This window comes from Terrabacter tumescens (genome assembly GCF_014646815.1).
Taxonomy (GTDB): Bacteria; Actinomycetota; Actinomycetes; order Actinomycetales; family Dermatophilaceae; genus Terrabacter; species Terrabacter tumescens.
Window position 1 is genome coordinate 249853 of the sequence record NZ_BMNZ01000001.1, and the last position, 21918, is coordinate 271770.

18 protein-coding genes are annotated in these 21918 nt (G+C 71.9%); 13 read left to right on the forward strand and 5 right to left on the reverse strand.

Annotation, left to right across the window (positions count from 1 at the left end):
• Window positions 1–30 precede the first annotated feature (30 nt).
• Window positions 31–759 (reverse strand): peptidylprolyl isomerase, encoded by a 729-nt coding sequence (locus IEY30_RS01175; RefSeq protein WP_162180975.1) that lies wholly within the window; start codon window positions 757–759, stop codon window positions 31–33.
• A 55-nt stretch (window positions 760–814) separates the two neighbouring features.
• On the opposite strand from IEY30_RS01175, the gene hemW reads away from it, so the two are divergent.
• The 3 genes from hemW to IEY30_RS01190 all read left to right on the forward strand — a co-directional run bounded on the left by hemW (window position 815) and on the right by IEY30_RS01190 (window position 5497).
• Window positions 815–2050, forward strand: coding sequence for a radical SAM family heme chaperone HemW (gene hemW / locus IEY30_RS01180; RefSeq protein WP_030146492.1), 1236 nt, complete (start codon window positions 815–817; stop codon window positions 2048–2050).
• Window positions 2051–2074: 24 nt separating this feature from the next.
• Window positions 2075–3628: an aldehyde dehydrogenase family protein gene (locus tag IEY30_RS01185; protein WP_052358175.1), complete on the forward strand. Its 1554-nt coding sequence runs from the start codon at window positions 2075–2077 to the stop codon at window positions 3626–3628.
• Window positions 3629–3769: 141 nt separating this feature from the next.
• The gene (locus tag IEY30_RS01190; protein ID WP_030146490.1) at window positions 3770–5497 is read left to right on the forward strand and encodes a CHAP domain-containing protein; all 1728 of its coding nucleotides are present in this window, start codon (window positions 3770–3772) and stop codon (window positions 5495–5497) included.
• A 74-nt stretch (window positions 5498–5571) separates the two neighbouring features.
• Here IEY30_RS01190 and IEY30_RS01195 read toward each other — a convergent pair whose 3' ends face one another.
• Window positions 5572–6456 (reverse strand): DUF3097 domain-containing protein, encoded by an 885-nt coding sequence (locus IEY30_RS01195; protein WP_030146489.1) that lies wholly within the window; start codon window positions 6454–6456, stop codon window positions 5572–5574.
• A 232-nt stretch (window positions 6457–6688) separates the two neighbouring features.
• On the opposite strand from IEY30_RS01195, the gene hrcA reads away from it, so the two are divergent.
• The 3 genes from hrcA to IEY30_RS01210 all read left to right on the forward strand — a co-directional run bounded on the left by hrcA (window position 6689) and on the right by IEY30_RS01210 (window position 9706).
• Entirely contained in the window at window positions 6689–7732 is a 1044-nt protein-coding gene (gene hrcA, locus IEY30_RS01200) for a heat-inducible transcriptional repressor HrcA (protein WP_030146488.1), read from the forward strand.
• A gap of 78 nt (window positions 7733–7810) precedes the next feature.
• Window positions 7811–8944, forward strand: a complete 1134-nt coding sequence (gene dnaJ / locus IEY30_RS01205; RefSeq protein WP_030146487.1) for a molecular chaperone DnaJ — start codon at window positions 7811–7813, stop codon at window positions 8942–8944.
• A gap of 18 nt (window positions 8945–8962) precedes the next feature.
• Window positions 8963–9706, forward strand: coding sequence for a 16S rRNA (uracil(1498)-N(3))-methyltransferase (locus IEY30_RS01210; protein WP_030146486.1), 744 nt, complete (start codon window positions 8963–8965; stop codon window positions 9704–9706).
• A gap of 87 nt (window positions 9707–9793) precedes the next feature.
• On the opposite strand, the gene IEY30_RS01215 is transcribed toward IEY30_RS01210, so the two are convergent.
• The 3 genes from IEY30_RS01215 to IEY30_RS01225 form a co-directional block, all read right to left on the reverse strand.
• The gene (locus tag IEY30_RS01215; protein WP_043415623.1) at window positions 9794–11029 is read right to left on the reverse strand and encodes a Gmad2 immunoglobulin-like domain-containing protein; all 1236 of its coding nucleotides are present in this window, start codon (window positions 11027–11029) and stop codon (window positions 9794–9796) included.
• Window positions 11026–11610 carry a SigE family RNA polymerase sigma factor gene (locus IEY30_RS01220; protein WP_030146485.1) on the reverse strand — a complete coding sequence of 195 codons (585 nt, stop codon included), beginning with the start codon at window positions 11608–11610 and terminating at the stop codon, window positions 11026–11028. Before IEY30_RS01220 ends, IEY30_RS01215 begins: the two co-directional genes overlap by 4 nt.
• Window positions 11611–11801: 191 nt before the next feature.
• Entirely contained in the window at window positions 11802–14765 is a 2964-nt protein-coding gene (locus IEY30_RS01225) for a glycoside hydrolase (RefSeq protein ID WP_030146484.1), read from the reverse strand.
• Window positions 14766–15022: 257 nt separating this feature from the next.
• Between IEY30_RS01225 and IEY30_RS01230 the strand changes: the two genes are divergently transcribed.
• From IEY30_RS01230 to era, 7 genes are read left to right on the forward strand one after another with little or no spacing between them, the layout of a single operon-like run.
• Window positions 15023–16063 carry a LacI family DNA-binding transcriptional regulator gene (locus IEY30_RS01230; RefSeq protein ID WP_308423743.1) on the forward strand — a complete coding sequence of 347 codons (1041 nt, stop codon included), beginning with the start codon at window positions 15023–15025 and terminating at the stop codon, window positions 16061–16063.
• Window positions 16064–16072: 9 nt separating this feature from the next.
• Entirely contained in the window at window positions 16073–16432 is a 360-nt protein-coding gene (locus tag IEY30_RS01235) for a histidine triad nucleotide-binding protein (protein ID WP_030146482.1), read from the forward strand.
• Window positions 16429–17961 carry a S10 family peptidase gene (locus tag IEY30_RS01240; RefSeq protein ID WP_030146481.1) on the forward strand — a complete coding sequence of 511 codons (1533 nt, stop codon included), beginning with the start codon at window positions 16429–16431 and terminating at the stop codon, window positions 17959–17961. Before IEY30_RS01235 ends, IEY30_RS01240 begins: the two co-directional genes overlap by 4 nt.
• A gap of 40 nt (window positions 17962–18001) precedes the next feature.
• The gene (locus IEY30_RS01245; RefSeq protein WP_081920277.1) at window positions 18002–19138 is read left to right on the forward strand and encodes a PhoH family protein; all 1137 of its coding nucleotides are present in this window, start codon (window positions 18002–18004) and stop codon (window positions 19136–19138) included.
• Window positions 19135–19602: an rRNA maturation RNase YbeY gene (gene ybeY / locus IEY30_RS01250; protein WP_030146479.1), complete on the forward strand. Its 468-nt coding sequence runs from the start codon at window positions 19135–19137 to the stop codon at window positions 19600–19602. Before IEY30_RS01245 ends, ybeY begins: the two co-directional genes overlap by 4 nt.
• Window positions 19603–19621: 19 nt before the next feature.
• Complete coding sequence (locus tag IEY30_RS01255; protein ID WP_030146478.1) at window positions 19622–20935, forward strand: hemolysin family protein; 1314 nt, start codon at window positions 19622–19624, stop codon at window positions 20933–20935.
• Complete coding sequence (gene era, locus IEY30_RS01260) at window positions 20916–21911, forward strand: GTPase Era (protein WP_229674781.1); 996 nt, start codon at window positions 20916–20918, stop codon at window positions 21909–21911. Before IEY30_RS01255 ends, era begins: the two co-directional genes overlap by 20 nt.
• Window positions 21912–21918 lie beyond the last annotated feature (7 nt).

Here is a 21918-nt window from a genome sequence, read left to right on the forward strand (position 1 = left end):
CGCGCCGTCGTGGGCGGCCAGCGTGATTGGTCAGCGTGGCCGGACGTCGACGCGGAGGATGCTGATCGACTGCCAGGGCGGCCCGTCGTCCCTGAAGTCCTCGCCGCCGACGCCTGCGACGTGCTCGACGACCGCGAGTCCCGAGGTGACCCGCCCGATCAGCGAGTAGACGGGCGACCCGGACCCCACGGTGAAGGCGTGGTGGACGATGAAGAACTCGCCGGACGTGCTCGGGAAGCCGTCACCGCGCGCCACGCCGACGTCACCGACCCGGTAGGTGCGGTCGGCCGGGACGTTCTCGAGCGGCAGGCCGTAGCCGGGGTCGGCCGTGCTGCGCCCCGTCGGGTCGCCGCACTGCAGGAACGCCGTCGGGGCGCGCCCCGAGGTGAGCCGGTGGCAGACGCTCGGGCTCCAGTAGCCGGACCGCGCCAGCGTGACGAACGAGGCCACGCTCCTCGGGGCCTGCTTCCCGTCGAGCACCAGCGACACCTCCCCGCACGTCGTGTGCAGCACGGCGCTCCAGCCGGAGCCGAGCGCGACCGACGCGGGCGGTGGGGTCGCGAACGTCGGGTAGGTCGAGGGCGCGACCGGCGGGGGTGCGCACGTGCCGGCCGAGGTGCGCGCCGAGGCGCCGGTCTCGCCCGGTCGGGGCTGGGAGGTCGCGGTGGAGCATGCGGCAGCCGCCAGGGCGAGCGCGACCGACACCATGCCCGCGACGACGCGCGACACCTTGGGTCGTGACGGCTGCCCACCAGCCATGAGGGCAGCGTACGTCGTGGACGGGACACCGCTCCGGGGCTGGGACAATGGAGGTATGCCGCCCTCCGCCCTGCCCGACGGGGACCCCGCTCCCGCCACGGGTGAGCTGCCACCCGCAGCCCTCTCCGACGTCTCGCGGACCGACCTCGGCATCTACGTCCACGTGCCGTTCTGCACGGTGCGCTGCGGCTACTGCGACTTCAACACCTACACCCTGACCGAGCTGGGCGGTCCCGGCGCCAGCATCGGCATCGACACCTACGCCGACGCGGCCGTGCGCGAGCTCGACCTCGCCCGAACCGTCCTGGGTGACGAGGCGCCGGCGGTCTCGACGGTCTTCGTCGGCGGTGGCACTCCCACGATGTTGAGGTCACGCGACCTCGTGTCGGTGCTCGACGGCATACGCGACCGTTTCGGGCTGGCGCCGGACGCGGAGGTCACGACGGAGGCCAACCCCGACTCCGTGACGCCCGAGTCGCTGCGCGAGCTCGCCGACGGGGGCTTCACCCGCGTCTCCGTGGGCATGCAGTCGGCGGTGCCGCACGTGCTGCACACGCTCGAGCGCACGCACGACCCCGAGAACGTCGCGCGCGCCGTGGCGGCCACCCGCGCTGCCGGCATGCAGGTCAGCGTCGACCTCATCTACGGCACGCCGGGGGAGTCGCTCGAGGACTGGCGCCGCAGCCTCGAGGCCGCGATCGCGCTCGAGCCCGACCACGTATCCGCCTACGCGCTCGTCGTCGAGGACGGCACGAAGCTGGCCGCTCAGGTGCGTCGTGGTGTCGTGCCCGCGCCCGAGGACGACGACGAGGCGGACAAGTACGAGCTCGCCGACGAGCTGCTGACGGCCGCGGGCTTCGGCTGGTACGAGGTGAGCAACTGGGCCCGCTCCGAGCGGCAGCGGTGCCGCCACAACGTCGCGTACTGGGCCGGCACGAACTGGTGGGGCGTCGGGCCGGGGGCGCACAGCCACGTCGGCGACGTGCGCTGGTGGAACGTCAAGCACCCGAGTGCGTATGCCGGCCGGCTGGCTGCCGGGCAGTCGCCCGCCCATGCGCGTGAGACCCTCACCGACGAGCAGCGCTACGACGAGCGTGTGCTGCTCGGCACACGCCTCGTCGAGGGACTGCCCGTCTCGGATCTGCGAGGATCGGGACGCACCGCGGTGGCCGGCCTCATCGCCGACGGTCTCGTGGACGGGTCTGCGGCCCTGCGGGACTCGCGGCTCGTCCTGACCCGCCGAGGGCGGCTGCTCGCCGACACCGTGGTGCACCGGCTCCTCGCCGCCTGAGGGGCCCCGACGAAGAAGGGCGCCATGAGCGAGACCGTGTCGACGACGACCCCCGGTGAGATCCCCGACGAGACCTCCGGTGACGGGACGAGCCACCCCGAGCAGGTCGGAGCCGTCGCAGGCAGCGCGCCGGCGGACCGCCTCCCGGCAGACGCGGTGGCGGCGGCACGCCGCGCCTTCGAGCAGGACGTCACCAAGCCGCGCCCGTGGCGGGTCGCCCAGCTCCGGGCGCTGCGGACCCTCCTCGTCGAGCACGAGCACGAGATCGCGCAGGCCCTGCACGCCGACCTCGGCAAGAGCGCGACCGAGGCCTGGGTCACCGAGACCGGCTTCGTCGTGCGGGAGATCGACCACACGCTGCGCCACCTGCGGGCCTGGACCGCGCCCCGTCGGGTGCGGGTTCCCTTGTCGCTCAAGCCGGGACGGGCCAAGATCGTGCGCGAGCCGCTCGGTGTCGTGCTCGTCATCGCGCCGTGGAACTATCCCGTCCAGCTGTGCCTGGCGCCGCTCGTCGGGGCGCTCGCCGCAGGAAACGCCGTCGTGCTCAAGCCGAGCGAGGTCGCCCCGGCCACGTCCGCGCTCCTCGCGCGGCTCCTGCCGATGTACCTCGACACCTCCGCCGTGCACGTCGTCGAGGGAGGGGTCCCGGAGACGACGGAGCTTCTCGCGCAACGCTTCGACCACATCTTCTACACCGGCAACGGCGCGGTCGGGCGGATCGTGCTCGAGGCGGCGACCAAGCACCTGACGCCGGTGACGCTGGAGCTCGGGGGCAAGTCGCCGGCCTACGTCTCCGACGACGCCGACCTCCCGGTCGCGGCGCAGCGTCTCGTGTGGGGGAAGTTCACCAACGCGGGCCAGACCTGCGTCGCGCCGGACTACGTCATCGCGAGCCGGCAGACGCTCGAGGCGCTGAAGCCCCTGCTCGTCGACGCCATCCGCGCGGCCTTCGGCCCCGACCCGTCGACCTCGCCCGACTACGGACGCATCATCGGCGCCCGACACTTCGACCGCCTCGCCGCGCTCGTCGACCCGGCGCGGGTCGTCACCGGCGGCCGGTCGGACGCCGCGACCCGCTACCTCGAGCCGACGGTCGTCGACGTGGTGGACGCCGACGACCCGCGCGAGCTGGTGATGCGCGAGGAGATCTTCGGGCCCGTCCTCCCGCTCGTGCCCGTCGACGGGCTCGACGCCGCCATCGACTTCGTGAACCGCCGCGACAAGCCTCTCGCCCTCTACGTCTTCACCACCTCCGACGCCGTGCGACGACGCTTCGAGCGCGACACCTCCTCGGGCGCGCTCGCCTTCAACGTCCCCCTCGCGCACCTGGCCGTGCCGGGCCTTCCCTTCGGCGGCGTCGGGGCGAGTGGGACGGGCGCCTACCACGGCGAGCGGTCGATCGAGCTCTTCTCCCACGCCAAGTCGGTGCTGTCGCTGCCGACCCGGCCGGACACGACCGTGTTCGTGCGGCCGCCATTCTCCTCTGCCAAGCAGCAGGTGATCCGTCGGGTCGCCGTGCCGGGCCGGCGTCGGGGTGGACGGGGCGCCTCCGGCGGCGCCGCGCCGGGCGCTGAATGACAGCGGTGTCATTAGCACGACATTGAGCGAATAGGGGGGATTTGTCGCTCGTGTCGCGTGGTATTTCTGGGAAAGGAGTGTGCTCCCGGCGGGAATGTCCTAGATTGCGGGTGGCATTCACGGCGATCACGGGAGACTCACATGCCTCTGGCCATCGACGACCAGGCAGGTCGGGTCCCGGACCTCCGCGCTCTGCCTGCCGGCCCCGCCGCCCCGCTCGCGCCCGTAGCGCACCGACGCGGGCGCCCTGCCACCGTCCTGCTCGGCATCGTCGCGATGCTCGTGGCGGCCGTCGGTCTGGCCGCCCCCGCGCGTTCGGCCGAGTGGATCGTCCTGTGCAGCGGGTACGACGCCTGCCAGAGTTCTGGCTACTCGCATGCTGGCTACAAGGAAAACAGCGCGACGAGCTACTGGCGCCAGTCGACGGGACACAACTGCACCAACTACGTGGCCTATCGCTTGGTGAAGAATGGGCTGCCCAACACCAAGCCGGCCACTCTGTCGGGGAATGCCTACAACTGGGGGCCCTCCTTTGCGGCCCAGACCAACACGAGCCCGGCCGTCGGCTCGGTGGCTTGGTGGGACACGTCCTACTCCTCGACGGGACACGTCGCTTATGTCGAGAAGGTCCTGTCGGCTTCAGAGATCATCATCTCCGAGGACAACTGGGGCGGCGACTTCCGATGGCGCAGGGTGACAGCCAGTGGTGGCCGCTGGCCCAAGGGCTTCATTCACCTGAAGGACCAGGGCGCAACCATTGCCACCGATGGTCGGGCGTTCCAGGTCGCCGCACCGTCGCGCCTTCTCGACACGAGAACGGGTCTCGGGGCACCGCTCGGCAAGGTGCAGGCGGGCAAGGCTGTCACCGTTCAGGTCACGGGGCGTTCCGGTGTGCCCGCCGCAGGAGTCGGGACCGTGATGCTCAACGTCAACGTCACCGCCCCTGTCACTTCGGGCTACCTGACTGCGCATGCGAATGGCACCGCCCAGCCGAGCTCGCGGGCCGTGTCATACCCGGCGGGTGGGGTCACCACAACTCTGGTTCTCAGTCGTGTCGGCACGGATGGCAAGGTCCGCTTCTACTCGTCTGCTACGACGGACATCTCGGCCGACCTCGTCGGATGGTCGCCGACGGGAGGCTATGTCTCCGGAGGTGCCCCGGTTCGAGTGCTGGACACACGTACTGGCACGGGTGCGCCCAAGGCTCGCCTTGCCGCCGGAGGTAGCGTGACGCTCCCCTTGGCCGGCAAGGCCGGCATGCCGACAACAGGGGTGGCCGCCGTGCTCCTCGACGTGTCAGCATCTGCGCCTTCGGCCGCCGGCTGGCTCACCACGTGGGCAGCCGGGTCGGCGCGTCCGGCCGCTCCCCAAGTGCGATACGAGAGCACCGTCGCCGCCACCGGTCTGGTTCAGGCCCGTCTTGGCTCGAACGGTGCGGTGACGATCCACTCCACCGCCCAGACCGACCTACTCGTTGATGTGGTGGGCTGGCTGCCAGTGGGAGCGGACCAGGTCGCTGTAGGACCCAGCCGTGTCCTCGACAGCCAGACTGGGCTGGGATACCCGTTGGGTCGCGTGGCGGCTGGTCACGCGCCGAGCGTCTCGGTCGTCGGAAAGGCTGGCGTGCCAGCCACCGGCGTCAGGGCCGTCGTGCTGACCGTCACCGTCGTCTCGCCGACAAGCGCCGGGTACGTCACGGCATACCCGAGTGGCTCTACTGAGCCTCCATATGCAACGGCCAAGTACGCCGCAGGTAGGACCGTGACGAACACGGTGCTGGTACCGGTGGGTCTGAACGGTGCCGTGAGCGTCAAGACATCCGCCTCCGCGTATCTGAAGGTGGACGTGCAGGGATACGTGCGCTGGTGACAAAGAGTGCCCACGTCCTCATGCGATGAGGCGTGCGGAGGTCGCGCTGAGGACGCGTCTGACCAGGTCGGCGACTACGCCCCGGGCTCGGTGACGAAGTCGATGAGCTCCTCGACGCTCGCGAGGAGCGTGGGCTCGAGGTCGGCGTAGGACCGCACCGTCCCGAGGATGCGCTTCCACGCCTGCGCGATGTCCGCCTGGCTCGAGTGGGCCCACCCGAGCTCGGCACAGATGCCGTGCTTCCACGACGTGCCGCGGGGGATGACCGGCCACTGCTGCCAGCCGAGCCGCTCGGGGCGCACGGACTGCCACACGTCGACGTACGGGTGGCCGAGGACCTTCACGTGCTGGCTGATCCCGGGCAGCGCGCGCGCCTGCTCGACGATGCGGGCCTCCTTCGTGCCGGGCACGAGGTGGTCGACGAGGACGCCCATCCGACGTCCGGGGCCGGGCTGGAACTCGGCGATGATGCCCGCGAGGTCGTCGACGCCGTCCATGAGCTCGACGACGACGCCCTCGACCCGCAGGTCGTCTCCCCAGACCTTCTCGACGAGCTCGGCGTCGTGGCGACCCTCGACGTAGATCCGCGAGCCGCTCGCCACGCGGGCGCGCGCGCCCTCGACGGCCACCGAGCCGCTCGCGGTCCTCGAGGCGGCACGTCGGGCCTCGGCGAGGGCAGCGCCCGCGGCTGCCTTCGGCGGGGTGAGCGTCACGGGAGCCCCGTCGACCAGGAAGCCCGGTCCCAGGGGGAAGGCCTTGGTGCGTCCGCGGCGGTCCTCGAGGTGCACGACGTGCATCCCGCCCGCCTTCTCGACACGCACGACGGCGCCGACCCAGCCCGTCTCGACCTCCTCGACGACGAGGTCGGGCTCGGCAGGGGTCGGGGTGGACCGGCCGCGCCTCGGGGCACGCCAGTCGCCGCTGAGCACGTCGGATCCGTAGCGATCGTTGGGGGACACGACAAGCGAGCGTATGCCGCGTGCCGGCCGTCGGTGGGACGCCACGCTGGGTGCCCCCCGGGTCCACCGCGGGACGGCTCCCAAGGCGCATACGGTTGGATGAAATCGGAGATCGGCGGGGCACGACGTAGACTTGGCACTCGTCGATCGAGAGTGCCAGACCGACAGCGACAGCAAGAGCGACAGCACGTGTGACAGGCCGGGAGCGCCGGACCGCGGAGGAGGGAAGACGATGAGCGAGGACCGCAGGCTGATGGTGCTGCGCGCGATCGTGCAGGACTACGTCCAGACCTCCGAGCCGGTCGGCAGCAAGGCCCTCGTCGAGCGTCACCACCTCGGCGTCAGCGCCGCCACGGTGCGCAACGACATGGCCCTGCTCGAGGAGGAGGGCCTGATCCACGCGCCGCACACGTCGGCGGGCCGGGTGCCCACCGACGCCGGCTACCGCGTGTTCGTCGACCGGCTCAGCGCCGTCAAGCCGCTGGGCCAGGGCGAGCGCCGGGCCATCGGGCAGTTCCTCCAGGGCGCCGTGGACCTCGACGACGTCGTCGACCGCACGGTGCGCCTGCTGGCCAGCCTGACGCGCCAGGTCGCCGTCGTGCAGTACCCGTCGCTGACCCGGTCGACCGTGCGACACATCGAGCTCGTCCCGATGGGCTCCTCGCACCTGATGATCGTCCTCATCGTCAACACCGGTCGCGTCGAGCAGCGCGTCGTCGACACCGGCCGCGTGCTGGCCGATGCGACCGGCGAGGCCCTCGTCGCCTCGATCCGGTCGCGCATCAACGAGGTGGCGGCCGGCGTGCCGTTCACCGTCGCCGCGACGCGGCTGCGACGTCTCGTCGGCGAGGCCGACGAGGCCGACCGCGCTGCCCTCGAGGCCGTCGTCTCGGCCCTCGGTGACGCCCTCGTCGAGGAGCGCGAGGAGCGTGTCGTCCTCGCGGGTCAGGCCAACCTCGCTCGTGCCGGCGCAGACTTCCCGCGCAGCATCGGACCCATCCTCGAGGCCCTCGAGGAGCACGTCACCCTGCTGCGCCTGCTCGGCCAGCTCGGCGACGACCCCGAGCTCGTCTCGGTGCGCATCGGGTCGGAGAACCCCGTGACCGGTCTGCAGTCGACCTCGCTCGTCTCGATGGGCTACGGCTCCGGCTCGGAGCGGGTCGCGAGCCTCGGGGTGCTCGGTCCCACCCGGATGGACTACCCCACGACGATGGCGTCGGTCCGCGCCGTCGCGCGCTACGTCTCCGAGATCCTCGACGAGAACCAGGCCACCTGACCCAGCACGACCTCGGCCAGTCCGCCGGCGCATCGCCGCGCCGGAACCGAAAGCACCACGTACCAAAGGAATCCCAGCTTGAACGACTACTACGCCGTCCTCGGTGTCTCGCGCGACGCGAGCCAGGAGGAGATCAAGAAGGCCTACCGTCGACTCGCCCGCAAGCTGCACCCGGACGTCAACCCCGGTGCCGAGGCCGAGGAGGAGTTCAAGCGCGTCTCGCAGGCCTACGACGTGCTCTCCGACCCGCAGAAGCGCCAGTCCTTCGACATGGGCTCCGACCCGTTCGCGTCGGGCGGCGGAGCCGGCTTCGGCGCGGGACAGGGCTTCTCGTTCAGCGACGTCATGGACGCGTTCTTCGGAGCCGGGGCCCAGGCGGGCACGCGCGGTCCCCGCTCGCGAGTCCAGCGCGGCCAGGACGCCCTCGTGCGACTCGACATCGACCTCTCCAAGGCCGTCTTCGGCTCCGAGGAGGAGCTGACGCTCGACACGGCCGTCGGCTGCACCCGCTGCGACGGTGACGGCGCCGAGCCGGGCACCGGTCGCCAGACCTGCCCGATCTGCAAGGGCGCCGGCGAGGTCCAGCAGATCCAGCGCAGCTTCCTCGGCCAGGTCATGACCTCGCGCCCGTGCGTCAACTGCCAGGGCTACGGCGCGACCCTGACCGACCCGTGCCACGACTGCTCGGGCGACGGCCGCGTGCGCACCCGCCGCTCGCTCACGCTCAAGGTCCCGGCCGGCGTCGACACCGGCACGCGCATCCAGCTGACCGGCGAGGGCGAGGTCGGGCCCGGCAACGGCCCCAAGGCCGATCTCTACGTCGAGATCCGGGTCGTCAACCACGACACCTACACCCGCCGGGGCGACGACCTGCACTGCAGCGTCGAGCTCCCCATGGCGGCAGCCGCGCTGGGCACGAGCTTCAAGCTCTCGACCTTCGACGGCATGCAGGACCTCGAGATCAAGGCCGGCACGCAGAGCGGCGACGTGCTGACGCTGCGCGGTCTCGGCGTGACGCACCTGCGCCACGGTGGGCGCGGCGACCTGCTCGTCCACACGACGGTGCAGACGCCGACGCGCCTGACGGAGGAGCAGCAGGAGCTGCTGCGCCAGTTCGCGGCCCTGCGCGGCGAGGAGAGCCCCCAAGGACGGCTCCAGCCGGCCAACAAGGGCCTCTTCGGCAAGCTGCGCGACGCCTTCAAGGAGAAGTGACCCTCCCGTGAGCGCCCGGTGACGCACCAGCTCTTCCTCGGCGACCCGTCGGCGGTCGCGGGGGCGGTCGTCGGGTCGAGCTTGCTGCTCGACGGCGACGAGGGCCGCCACGCCGCGGCCGTCGTGCGCCTGCGTGCGGGCGAGCGCTACTTCGTCGCCGACGGAGCAGGCCGACGCATCCTGCTCGAGGCGACCGACGTCGACCGCGGCTGGGTGCGGGGGCACGTGCTCGACGTGACCGACGAGCCCGAGCCCGCACCGCGTCTCGTCCTGGTCCAGGCCCTCGCCAAGGGCGACCGCGACGAGCAGGCCGTCGAGGCCGCCACCGAGCTCGGCGTCGACGAGGTCGTGCCGTGGCAGGCGGAGCGCTCCGTCGTCGTCTGGCGCGGTGACCGCGCCGCCAAGTCCCTGGCCAAGTGGTCCGCGGTCGTGGCCCGGGCGACCAAGCAGTCCCGACGGGCCCGTCTGCCGGCGACGTCCCCCGCGGTCGGGCTCGCCCCGCTCGCCGCACGCGTGGGGGAGTCCGCGCTGACGCTCGTGCTCCACGAGGACGCGACCGAGCCGCTGGCCTCGGTCGACCTACCCCCGTCCGGCGACGTGCTCGTCGTGGTCGGTCCCGAGGGTGGCATCACCGACCGTGAGCTGGAGACCCTGACCGGTGCCGGGGCCCGGGCCGTGCGACTCGGCTCGACGATCCTTCGCGCGTCGTCCGCCGGTCCCGCGGCGCTCGCGGTCCTCAGCGCGCGCACCCGCTGGACCTGACGGCATACGCCCCCACCCCGTGGGTCGAGGTGATGTCGACGACGGGGTGGGTGCCGCGATCACCTCGAACGGGTGGCCGGCCGACGGTCAGCGGGCCGTCACGACGAGGGTCTGCTCGGCGGCGATCGAGCCGTCCTTCGCGCTGCTCTCGAAGACGCGCAGCGTGTAGGTCCCGGAGGCGAGGGGCTTCTTCGTCGTGAACCGGTAGGTCGCGCGGGCCGGGGCCGCCTCGGCGGCGGTCGTGAACCCGCTGTCGACGCGTCGACCGTCGCGGAGCAGCTCCCACTCGACGTTCGCCTCGAAGGTGCTGGCCACTCCCTTGACCGTGAGCGGGCGCCCGGCAGGGACGTCGGCGCCGCGCGCGGGCTCGTCGACCCAGATGGGCGCCACCTGGTCGAGGACCGCGACGGGGTCGGCGGGCCGGGTGTAGGTCGACGACGCCGCGTGGCCGGGGGAGACCTCGGTGCCGCCGTCGGCGAGCTCGAAGCGGACGGGGAGAGCGGCGCCGAGCGCGGCCTGCACCGTCCACACGAGCTGCTCGGTCGCGAGAGGGGAGGCATCCTGCGTGCCCTTCGACAGGCGCACCGTGATGAGGCGCTCGCCCCGCGTCACGGCCTCTGCGGTGACCCCGGTCCAGGCGGAGTGGTAGCGCGACCCGGCGGGGACCGGACCCATGGCCAGCCGCAGCGCAGCCAGCGCGTTGCCCGACGGGACCGCCGGGGAGGGCACCTGCGCGGCCACGAACTCGCGGAACAGTCGGAGCGGGCCGCTCGCCCCCACCACGGGGCCGAGGTAGTAGACGGGCACGCTGGCCGACGCCGTCACCGGAGAGCCCGCGCTCTTCGTGGGAGGCGCCGGGGTGGAGGTCGCCGACGGGGCCGACGGCCTCGGGGCGGTCTGGGTCGGCACGCTCGTCGCTGCACTCGACCGGGCCGCGGAGGGCGTTGGCTCCGGTGTGCCGACGGCGGTCGACGCGCCGATCACCAGGGGCGTCTGCGACGGGGGACGGTTCACCGCCCACACGGTGCCGGCCACGAGCACGGCGGCAGCAGCCGCCGCAGCAGGAAGGACCCAGCGGTGATGGCGGTTCGACGCCGACCCGGCTGCGGCGCCGGGACCGGAGTGCGCGTCCGTGAGGATCGCGGCGAGCCGGTCGCCGGGGGCGATGGAGCGGGCGTCCGCGTCGAGCGCGCTGCGGAGCCGGTCCTCGACCGGCGCCAGACCCTCGCCGATGGGTGTCGGCGGGTCGGCGGGTCGGCTGGTGGTCCGGCCGGTCGGCTCCTCTGCAGGCGTCTGCCCCGGTCGGATCGGGTCGGTGTTCATGACAGCTCCAGGAGTTCGACGGTGCGGCGCAGGGCCGTCAGGCCGCGGTGGGCATGGGTCTTCACGGCGCCGGGGGAGATCTCGAGGGCCTGGGCGATCTGGGCCTCGGACAGGTCGGAGTAGTAGCGAAGGACGAGCACCTCGCGCTGGCGCTCCGGCAGCGTGCGGAGGGCACGAAGGACGGCGTCACGCTCTGCGGAGCGGAGCACCTGGGTCTCGGCGCTGCCGTGGCTGCCCCGGCCGGGCGCGTCCGCCGCGGCCGCCTCGCGCGCGTTCTGCCGGTCGACGACGACGCTGTGGCGCTGCACGGACCGGCAGCCGTTGACCACGGCGGTCTGGAGGTAGCCGACGACCCGGCCGCTGTCGCGGATCGAGGACCAGCTGCGGTGGGTCGCCACGAAGGCGTCCTGGACGACGTCCTCGGCGGCGAGCTGATCGCGCAGCAGGAGCCAGGCGAGGCGGACGAGCCGGTGCCAGTGCGCCTCGTAGAGGACGGTGACGGCGGCGTCGGGATCGGTCGGCAGCTCGGAGGGCCCAGGGGCCTCGGAGGAACCAGAGGCACTGAGCTGGCCAGCCGGCATACCCAACGTTCTCACGCAGATATGACGCGCAGGTGGCGTCGCCGGTTGACACGGCATCGTGTCGCCCCGTGCCCGTCCCGTCCGCGAGGGCTCACGACGCGCTCAGGCCCACGGCAGCCGGCGGGGGCTGCCATGGGCCTGGGCGCAGTCGCGGCGTCGCCGGCGCGTCGCCGGTCGGGCCGTCGGTCGGGTCAGCCGGCCGACTTGGCCATGACCTCGACCTCGCTGACCGTCATGTAGCTCGACGCCGTCATGACGACGCGCACGGCCGAGGTGCGGGTCGGCGTGACCGGCACCGACACGACCGGGGCGGCCGGACCGCTGGCCGCCACCGTGACCTCGCCGGACACCGGAATCCACGAGCCGCCCACGAGGGCCTCGACGTGGAGGGTGCGGGCGTAGCTGACGTTGCCGCCGTCCTGGTAGAAGCGGGTGACGACCTTCGTCACGTCGCGGGGTGCGGGCAGGGTGACGGTGAGCGTGTCACCCGGACGCTGTGTGCCCGACCGCCAGTTCGACCAGGCCTTGTCCGTGAGGACGCCGTTGACGATGCCCTGCACCGAGTAGCCGGGCTCGGTGAACGTCGCCGAGGCCGTCGTGCCGGGCGTGAGGGCGGCATTGGCCTCGACGGGCTCGGTCACCGTGACGACGAGCGTGGCGGGCGCGGTCGACCCGTCCGGCAGCGTGGCCGTGCCGGACAGTCGGACCGTGCCCACGAAGTCGTAGGCCGCCCCACTCGTGTCCCACGTGACCGGCAGCGTCGCCGTGGCGCCGAACCGGTCCGACGTCGCGGTCACCGTCGCCGGGAGGTCGGGAGTCCCACCGACGTAGGTGCGCGCCGTGGCCGGGTCGGTGGCCGAGATCGTGTCGACGGTGACGACGGCGCGCACGGCGAACTCACGCCCGGTGGCCGGGTCGGTGGCCGTGCCGAAGACGAAGACGCGACCGGTGTGGGCCCAGCGTGCTGCGGGGACGGGACGCCACGTCACGGGCAGGGCGCCGGTCCCGGCACCGACGCGGTCGGGGGTGACGGTGCTCGGCAGGGTCGGTGCCACGCCCGGCATGGTGAAGACGGGCACGTCGGCCACGCCGCGGACGGTCTCGTCGACGAGGGTCCAACGCTGGTTGGGCGCGGCGTTCGGCTGCCAGACGCCTACCGGAGAACCATCCGCCGTGGCCTGGCCGCCGACCTCGATGTTGCCCGGGCCGGTCGCGCTCGAGATGGTCCAGGAGCCGTCGCCGGTCGTCGAGAGGTACCACTGTGCCGCGGCGTCAGGAGCCGCCTGTGCCGTCTCCAGCACGAGGGACCCGGACCGCAGGGCGACCTGCCGACCGTCGAGCGCCCGCAGCTGGTAGCGCTCGCGGTTGGTGTCACCGCTCGTCAGCTTCGTGACGGTCCAGAGCTGGTCGGCGCTGGCCGCGTCGGTCGTGCGGATCGCGAGGCCGGGCTGCTCGGCGTCGAGCGAGCGTCCGCTCTGCACGCCGACGAAGCGGTAGGCGTGGCCCTCCTGGAAGGTCGGGGCGTCCGCCGCGACGCCGCGCACGTCGGAGACGACGAGGGTCGTGACCGACTGCGCCGGCACCCGGACGGTGGCCGAGCTGCCGTCGACCGCGACGGGAGCCTGCGACCTCAGGGCGCCGGACGCGTCGGTGACCACGGCGGTGACGCTCGCCTTCGGGCCGATCTTGCCGAACTTCGACAGGTCGACCGACAGGTCCTGCGCGGCTGACCCGCCGTTGGTGTGCACGAGGGTGGCGGTCCGGGCGTCCGGCCGGATGGCGGCGACGGTGCTCGGGTCGTCGACCTTGACGAGGTGGTCGCCCGGGCGGATGTAGTGGGTGAAGTTGCGGACCGTGTTGAACTTCTGGTTCGTGCGGATCGGGCAGCTCTCGAGCGTGTCCTGGGCCGTGCAGTCGAAGCGCATCTGGATGCTGCCCCAGTTGGCGCCGGCAGCGCTCTCGCCTCCCGGCTTCATGTTGTCGTAGTCCTCGACGGGCTGCCAGAACACCCAGGCCGACGGCTCGAGCTCGCGCAGGTCGTCGGTCATGTGCTGGGCCATCCCGATGCCGGGCTCCATGGAGGTGAAGCTCTGGCCGTTGCCCCAGCTGCCCTCGACCTCGGACATCCACAGCGGCTTGGCGTCGGACTTGCTGAGGTCACGCACGGCGGTGCGCTGGGACGTGCCGTAGGTGTGGACGTTCATCCGGCTGATCGCGGCCTTGACGTCGGCGGGGTAGGTCATCCAGTTGGTGACGAACGTGCCCGGGTTGGTCTCGTCCATCGCCGAGATCTTCGCGTCGGTGCCGGAGGCGGCGAGCGCGGGCGCCAGGGCGCGGACCACCTGCTGCTGCAGCTGCGGTCCGATGTGGGCTCCCTCCTGACGGCCGCCCGTCGGGCGGCCGTCGGCGCCGAGCTGGGTGCCCCAGTAGCTCGTGTTGGGCTCGTTGAACGGGTCGATGGTGGCGACCTTGATGCCGTGCGTCTGCTCGAGGCGCTCGGTGACCTTGACGAGGTAGGCCGCGAAGTCGGCGACGCTGCCGGGCTTGAGCTGGTCCTGGGAGGCGTTGAAGTTGCCGGAGACGTAGCCGCTCTGCGTCATGAACCACGGCGGGGAGTTGCTGAACGTCTCCCACGTGGTGACGTCGCCCTTGATGCGGTCGACCCACCAGCGCTGGGTCCGGTCGGCGTCCCAGTTCCAGTCGGCCGGGTCATCGGGTGACCACCAGTCGACGTCGGTGCGGGTCGTGCCGGCCGGGGCCTTCCACCAGCCCTCGACGGCTCCGCCGGGGCGCAGGTAGTCCGCGACGTCGGGTGCGTTGCCGCCGCCGATGTTGTAGCGGGCGATGTTGAGCGCGAGGCCGTCCTTGCCGAAGACGAGGTCGGCGAGCCTGTTGCGCACCGCGTCGGGGTAGTCGCCCGTCGCGTTGGCGAACCACACGAGGCTCGTGCCCCAGCCCTCGAAGGCGGGCTGCTGATAGGAGGGGTCGGGGGTGATGCGGACGGTGGGGACGCCGTCGGCAGCTGCGGCGGGTGGGGGAGCGGTCGCCGGCGCGGCGGGCGCGGCCGTGGCCGCGGGGCCGGCCAGCAGCGAGCCGACGGCGACCGTGGCGGCGGCCAGCGCGCCGGAGGCGACGCGGGTGGGGCGGGGTCTCATGGTGGTGCCTTCCTGGAGCGACGGCGGTGGCGGTCCCGGTCGAACGTGCAGCCCGGTGTCCGGAATGGAGGTATGTTTGCGCAAACATTCGAACCTCGGTCACCGTCCCAGCCCAGCGGGACGGGTGTCAAGGGCCCGTCTCGCGGAGGCTGGCAGGATGAGCCCGGACGCACCCGGCATACGCGGACGGCAGGCACGCACGGCAAGCACGCACGGGGTTCGGCGAGGCGACAGTGGTCGGGGACGAGGAGGCACGGGTGGGGCAGCGGCGAGCGGTCTCGATGGCCGACGTGGCGCGCCTGGCCAACGTGTCGGCGCAGACGGTCTCGCGCGTCTCGAACGGCGAGAGCAGCGTCGTCGAGAGCACGAGGCTCTCCGTCCTCCGGGCGATGGAGGAGCTCGGCTACCGGCCCAACAGCGCCGCTCGCGCCCTGAAGCGCGGGGAGTTCCGGGCGATCGGGGTCATGACCTTCACCCTGTCGACGACCGGCAACGTGCGCACCCTCGAGGGCATCGTGGCGGCCGCCGCCGCCCAGGACTACGCCGTGACGCTCATCCCCGTCGGGGCCCCGTCGCAGGACGCCGTGCGCGGAGCGTTCACGCGCGCCGGCGAGCTCGCCGTCGACGCGGTGGTCGCCATCATGGAGACCCACCTCGCGAGCGACGCGCCCCCGCCCTACCCGCCCGGCTTCAAGGTGGTCGTGGCCGACTCGGACGACGCCGGTGACCGGCACCCCGTCGTCGACACCGACCAGGCTGCGGGTGCCGTCTCGGCCGCCCAGCACCTGCTCGACCTCGGGCACCGCACCGTGTGGCACGTGGCAGGGCCGGAGAGCTCGTATGCCGCGCAGCGCCGTCGCGACGCCTGGCAGGCGCAGCTCGTGGCGCGGGGTCTCGAGGTGCCGCCCGTCCAGCACGGCGACTGGACGCCCCGGTCCGGCTACGAGATCGGTCTCCGGCTGGCCGAGGAGCCTTCGTGCACAGCGGTTTTCGCGGCGAACGACCAGATGGCTCTCGGGCTCCTGCGGGCTTTTCACGACAGTGGCCTCCGGGTGCCCGAGGACGTCAGCGTCGTCGGCTTCGACGACGTGCCGGAGGCGGAGTCCTACATCCCGCCGCTGACGACGGTGCGCCAGGACTTCGAGCAGATCGGCCGGCTCTGCGTCGAGCAGGTGCTCGGACAGGTGCGGCGGACCGGGCCGACGACCGGCACCACCCTCGTGCCCACGCAGCTCGTCGTGCGCTCGAGCACCGCCGCGCCGGGGCGCACGGGTGCGCGGCGCCCACGACGTGCCTAGGGTGCAGTCATGACCTCGCAGACCCCCGATGACTGCCTCTTCTGCAAGATCGTCGCCGGTGAGATCCCGTCCGACCGGGTCGCCGAGAGCGAGCGGTCGATCGCCTTCCGTGACATCAACCCGGCCGCGCCGATCCACGTCCTCGTCGTGCCGCGGCGCCACGAGCCGACCGTCGGTGCGCTCGCGGCCGCGTCGGGCGAGGACCTGACGGACGTCTTCCGCCTGGCCTCCCGCGTGGCCGAGCAGGAGGGCGTGGCTGACGCCCACCGGATGATCGTCAACACCGGCAGCGACGCCGGCCAGACGATCTTCCACGCCCACGTGCACCTCATCGCCGGCGCGGCGTTCAGCGAAGGGCGGATGGTGTGAGCGAGGAGAGCGCGCCGTCTGGCGAGAACGTCTCTGCGACAACGGAGCCGGCCGACGTCGAGGTCAAGGTGGCCGGTGCGGAGGCCAAGCCCGCCGAACCGGTCGACGACCTCGTCACGACGCACCACACGCTCAAGGTCGGGCGTCGCCGCCTGCGCTACACCGCGACGACGGGGCGCGTCGTGCTCCGTGAGGAGGAGCACAAGGACGGCACCTTCGGCGGCCACAAGGCGCGCGCCGAACTGTCCATGACGAGCTACGTCCTCGACGACGCCGACGCCCGCACGCGCCCGGTCACCTTCGCCTTCAACGGCGGTCCCGGCAGCTCGAGCGTCTGGCTCCACCTGGGCCTGCTCGGCCCTCGCAGGGTCGTCAGCGGGGACGTCGGCGCCCTCCAGCCGCCGCCGTACGACCTCGTGGACAACCCCGAGTCGCTCCTCGCCGTCAGCGACCTCGTCTTCATCGACCCCATGTCGACGGGGTACTCCCGTGCCGTTGAGGGCGGCAAGCCGGCGGACTACCACGGCTACCAGAAGGACATCGAGTCCGTCGCCGAGCTGATCCGGCTGTGGACCTCGCGCAACGGTCGCTGGATGTCGCCGAAGTTCGTCGCCGGCGAGTCCTACGGCACGCTCCGCGGTGCGGCTCTCGCGGAGCACCTCCAGTCCCGCTACGGGATGTACCTCAACGGGCTCATCCTCATCAGCAGCGTGCTCGACCTCAGCTCCGTCGACTTCGAGAACCAGCGCAACGACCGCGCCCACGCGCTCTACCTGCCGACGTATGCCGCCGTGGCCCACTTCCACGGCAAGCACGGCCGCCGCTCGCTGCGCTCCGTCCTCGACGAGGCGGAGGCGTATGCCGCCCGCGACTACCCGTGGGTGCTGTCCCGGGGCAACCGCCTGACGAAGGGCGAACGGGCCGAGGCGGTGTCGACCCTGGCGCGGCTCTCCGGGCTGACCGAGGACTACGTCGACCGCGCCGACCTGCGCATCGAGCACTGGCGCTACTTCACCGAGCTGCTGCGCGACGAGCGCCTGTCGGTGGGGCGGCTCGACGCGCGCTTCACCGGTCCTGCCGCGGCAGCCATCGCCGAGAACATGGATGCCGACCCCTCGCACGACGCGATCACCGGACCCTATGCCGCGGCCTGGAACCACTACGTGCGCGACGAGCTCGGCTACGGCAGCGACCTGCACTACGAGCAGATCTCGCGTCTGGTGCACCCGTGGTCGTTCAAGGACTTCGAAGGCCGGCCGATCGACGTCTCGCCCAAGCTCGAGCGGGCCATGCGCCAGAACCCGCACCTCAAGGTGCACATCGCCTACGGCTACTACGACGGCGCGACGCCCCACTTCGCCGCCGAGGACGTCGTGGCGCACCTGCAGCTGCCCGCCGAGCGCCTCGCCAACGTCGAGCACGCCTACTACGAGGCGGGGCACATGATGTACGTCCACGAGCCGTCGCGCCTCCAGCAGAGCCGGGACCTCGCCGAATTCGTGGTGAGGAGCGCGGGCCGCGACACGTAGACTCGTGACCACGATGAATGACGCGCAACCTCGACCATCCGTGACCGACAGTCCCGACGACACGCAGGGCGCCGCGAGCGCCGGGACCGGCGGCGGCGCCCCGGTGCTGACCCGGCAGATCCCGCCGCCGATCGAGATGGTCACCCTCCTCGGTCCGCGCGACGAGCTGCTGCGCACCATGGAGCGCCAGTTCCCGCTCGTCGACACGCACGTGCGCGGCAACGAGATGACCTTCGCCGGCCCCGCCGGGGAGCTGGAGATCATCGACGCGCTGCTCGACGAGCTGCTCGTCATCGTCGAGACGGGCCAGCCGCTCAACCGCGACGCCGTCGAGCGCTCGATCTCGATGCTGCGCAGCCAGACGGTCGAGCGCCCCGCCGACGTGCTGACGATGAACATCGTCAGCAGCCGCGGCCGGACGATCCGCCCCAAGACGCTCAACCAGAAGCGCTACGTCGACGCGATCGACGAGCACACCATCGTCTTCGGCATCGGGCCGGCCGGCACCGGCAAGACCTACCTCGCCATGGCCAAGGCCGTCGCGGCGCTGCAGGCCAAGCAGGTCAACCGCATCATCCTGACGCGCCCGGCCGTCGAGGCCGGCGAGCGCCTCGGCTTCCTGCCCGGCACGCTCAACGACAAGATCGACCCGTACCTGCGGCCGCTCTACGACGCGCTGCACGACATGGTCTCGCCCGAGACCATCCCCAAGCTCATGGCGTCGGGCACGATCGAGGTGGCGCCGCTGGCCTACATGCGCGGCCGCTCCCTCAACGACGCCTTCATCATCCTCGACGAGGCCCAGAACACCTCGAGCGAGCAGATGAAGATGTTCCTCACCCGCCTCGGCTTCGGCTCCAAGATGGTCGTCACCGGCGACATCACCCAAGTCGACCTGCCCGGTGGCACCCGGTCGGGCCTCAAGATCGTGCGCGACATCCTCGGTGACGTCGAGGACATCCACTTCGCCGAGCTGACCTCGCACGACGTCGTGCGCCACCGGCTCGTCAGCGCCATCGTCGACGCCTACGAGCGCGACGACCACCGCGCCGCCAAGCGCGCCCGACGCGCGGGCGGCGAGTCCGGCGCAGGCGCGGCCGGCGGCCGTCCGACCAAGGCGGCCACACGGCATACGCCCTCGGTCCCGGGCGACCTCGCCCAGGAGGACCCGGCATGAGCATCGACGTCCTCAACGAGACCGACGCCGACGTCGACGAGCTCGAGCTGCTCGCCTGCGCGCAGTACGTCATGGAGCAGATGCGGGTGCACCCACAGGCCGACCTCTGCATCAAGCTCGTCGACGAGGCCGCCATGGAGGTGCTCCACGTGCAGTGGATGGACCTCCCGGGCCCGACCGACGTCATGAGCTTCCCGATGGACGAGCTGCGACCCGGCCGCGAGGGCCAGGAGCCCGAGGAGGGCACGCTCGGCGACATCGTGCTGTGCCCGTCCGTCGCGACCAAGCAGGCGGTCGAGGCCGGCCACGCCCCGATCGAGGAGATGCTGCTGCTGACGACGCACGGCATCCTGCACCTGCTCGGCTACGACCACGCCGAGCCCGACGAGGAGCGCGAGATGTTCGAGCTGCAACGCCAGCTGCTGCTCACGTTCCTCGCCACGCGCAACCGACCGAGCGCCTGAGCGCGGACGAGAGACCGAGATGTTCCCGCAGTTCGCCCTCCCGGCGCTCGTCAGCATCGTCGTGGCGTTCCTGCTCTCGGCCGCCGAGGCCGCGATCTTCCGCATGTCCCGCGTGCGCGCCCAGGAGCTCTTCGAGGAGGGGCGCTCGGGCGCGAAGTCGCTCATGACCGTCGTCGGTGACTCACCGGCCTACCTGTCGGTGATCGCGTTCCTGCGCGTCGTCGCCGAGGCCACCGCGGCCGTGCTCGTGACCCTCGCCGTCGCCGGCCAGGTCGAGTCGACGTGGAGCCGGGCCCTGATCAGCATCGCGATCATGGCGGTCGTGTCGTTCGTCGTCGTCGGCGTCTCGCCGCGCACCCTCGGCCGCCAGAACTACGACACGGTGGCCCTGTGGAGCGCGCCGTTCGCCGTCGGGCTGCGGCGCGTGCTCGGCCCGGTGGCCAAGCTGCTCGTCGTGCTGGGCAACGCCGTGACGCCCGGCAAGGGCTACACCGACGGCCCCTTCCAGACCGAGTCCGAGCTGCGCGACCTCGTCGACATGGCCGGCGACTCCGACGTCATCGAGGCCGACGAGCGGGAGATGATCCACTCCGTCTTCGAGCTCGGCGACACCCTCGCTCGAGCCGTCATGGTGCCGCGCACCGACATGGTCGTGCTCGACGCGGACAAGACCCTGCGCAGCGCGATGTCCCTCTTCCTGCGGTCCGGCTTCTCCCGGATCCCCGTCGTCGGCGAGGACAGCGACGACGTGCGGGGGCTGCTGTACTTCAAGGACGTCGCGCGCCGGCTCAACGCGGCGCCGGAGGACGGTCGTCACCTCGCGACCGAGGTCATGCGTCCCATGCACTTCGTGCCTGAGAGCAAGCCGGTCGACGACCTGCTGCGCGAGATGCAGCGCGACCAGAACCACTTCGCGATCGTCGTGGACGAGTACGGCGGCACCGCCGGACTCATCACGATCGAGGACATCATCGAGGAGATCGTCGGCGAGATCGCCGACGAGCACGACCGCGAGGCGCCCGGCGTCGAGCAGCTCGAGGACGGCACCCTCCGGGTCCCGGCCTCGATGGACATCGACGACCTCGCCGAGCTCTTCGACGTCACCATCGACGAGGAGGACGTCGACACCGTCGGTGGCCTGCTCACGAAGGTCATCGGACGTGTCCCGATCGTCGGGTCGTCCGGTACGGTCGCTGGGCTGGAGCTGACGGCCGAGCGGATGGCCGGTCGACGCCACCGCGTCGCGTCGGTCATCGTGCACCGGGCGCCGGTGCCCGAGGACGACGCCGCGCACCACGAGACGGAGGACGCCCATGGCCACGCAGGACGCTGACCGCAAGGCCGCTAAGGCCAGCAAGGCCGGCACGGCCGACACGCAGCTGTCCCAGGGAGGGCGCTCCGACGACTACCGAGCCGGGTTCGCCTGTCTCGTGGGCCGGCCCAACGCCGGCAAGTCGACGCTGACCAACGCCCTCGTCGGGCAGAAGGTCGCCATCACGAGCTCCAAGCCGCAGACGACCCGACACACGATCCGCGGCGTCGCGACGACGCCGACGGCGCAGGTGATCCTCGTCGACACCCCCGGGCTGCACAAGCCGCGGACCCTGCTCGGGCAGCGGCTCAACGACCTCGTCCGCGAGACGCTGCTCGAGGTCGACGTCATCGGCTTCTGCCTGCCCGCCGACCAGCGCATCGGCCCCGGCGACACCTTCATCGCCAACGAGCTCAAGGAGCTGCGCTCGATGCGCCGCCGACCCGTGGTGGCCATCGCCACCAAGGCCGACGCTGTCGACCGCGAGCGGCTCGCCGAGCACCTCATGGCGATCGACCGGCTGGGGGAGTGGGACGCGATCATCCCCTGCTCGGCCGTCTCCGGCAGCCAGGTCGAGGAGGTGCGCGACGTGCTCGCCTCGTTCCTGCCGCGCTCGCCCCAGCTCTACCCCGACGGGGTGCTCACCGACGAACCCGAGATGGTGATGATCGCCGAGCTCGTCCGTGAGGCCGCGCTCGAGGGTGTGCGCGACGAGCTGCCGCACTCGCTGGCCGTCGTCGTCGAGGAGATGGTCCCGCGTGAGGACCGCCCGGAGGACAGCCCGCTGCTCGACGTGCGCGTCAACGTCTTCGTCGAGCGCCCCAGCCAGAAGGCGATCGTCATCGGGCGTGGCGGGAGCCGGCTGCGCGAGGTCGGCACCAACGCCCGCAAGGGCATCGAGGCGCTGCTCGGCCAGAAGGTCTACCTCGACCTGCACGTCAAGGTCGCCAAGGACTGGCAGCGGGACCCGAAGCAGCTCCAGCGCCTCGGCTTCTGACACGCGC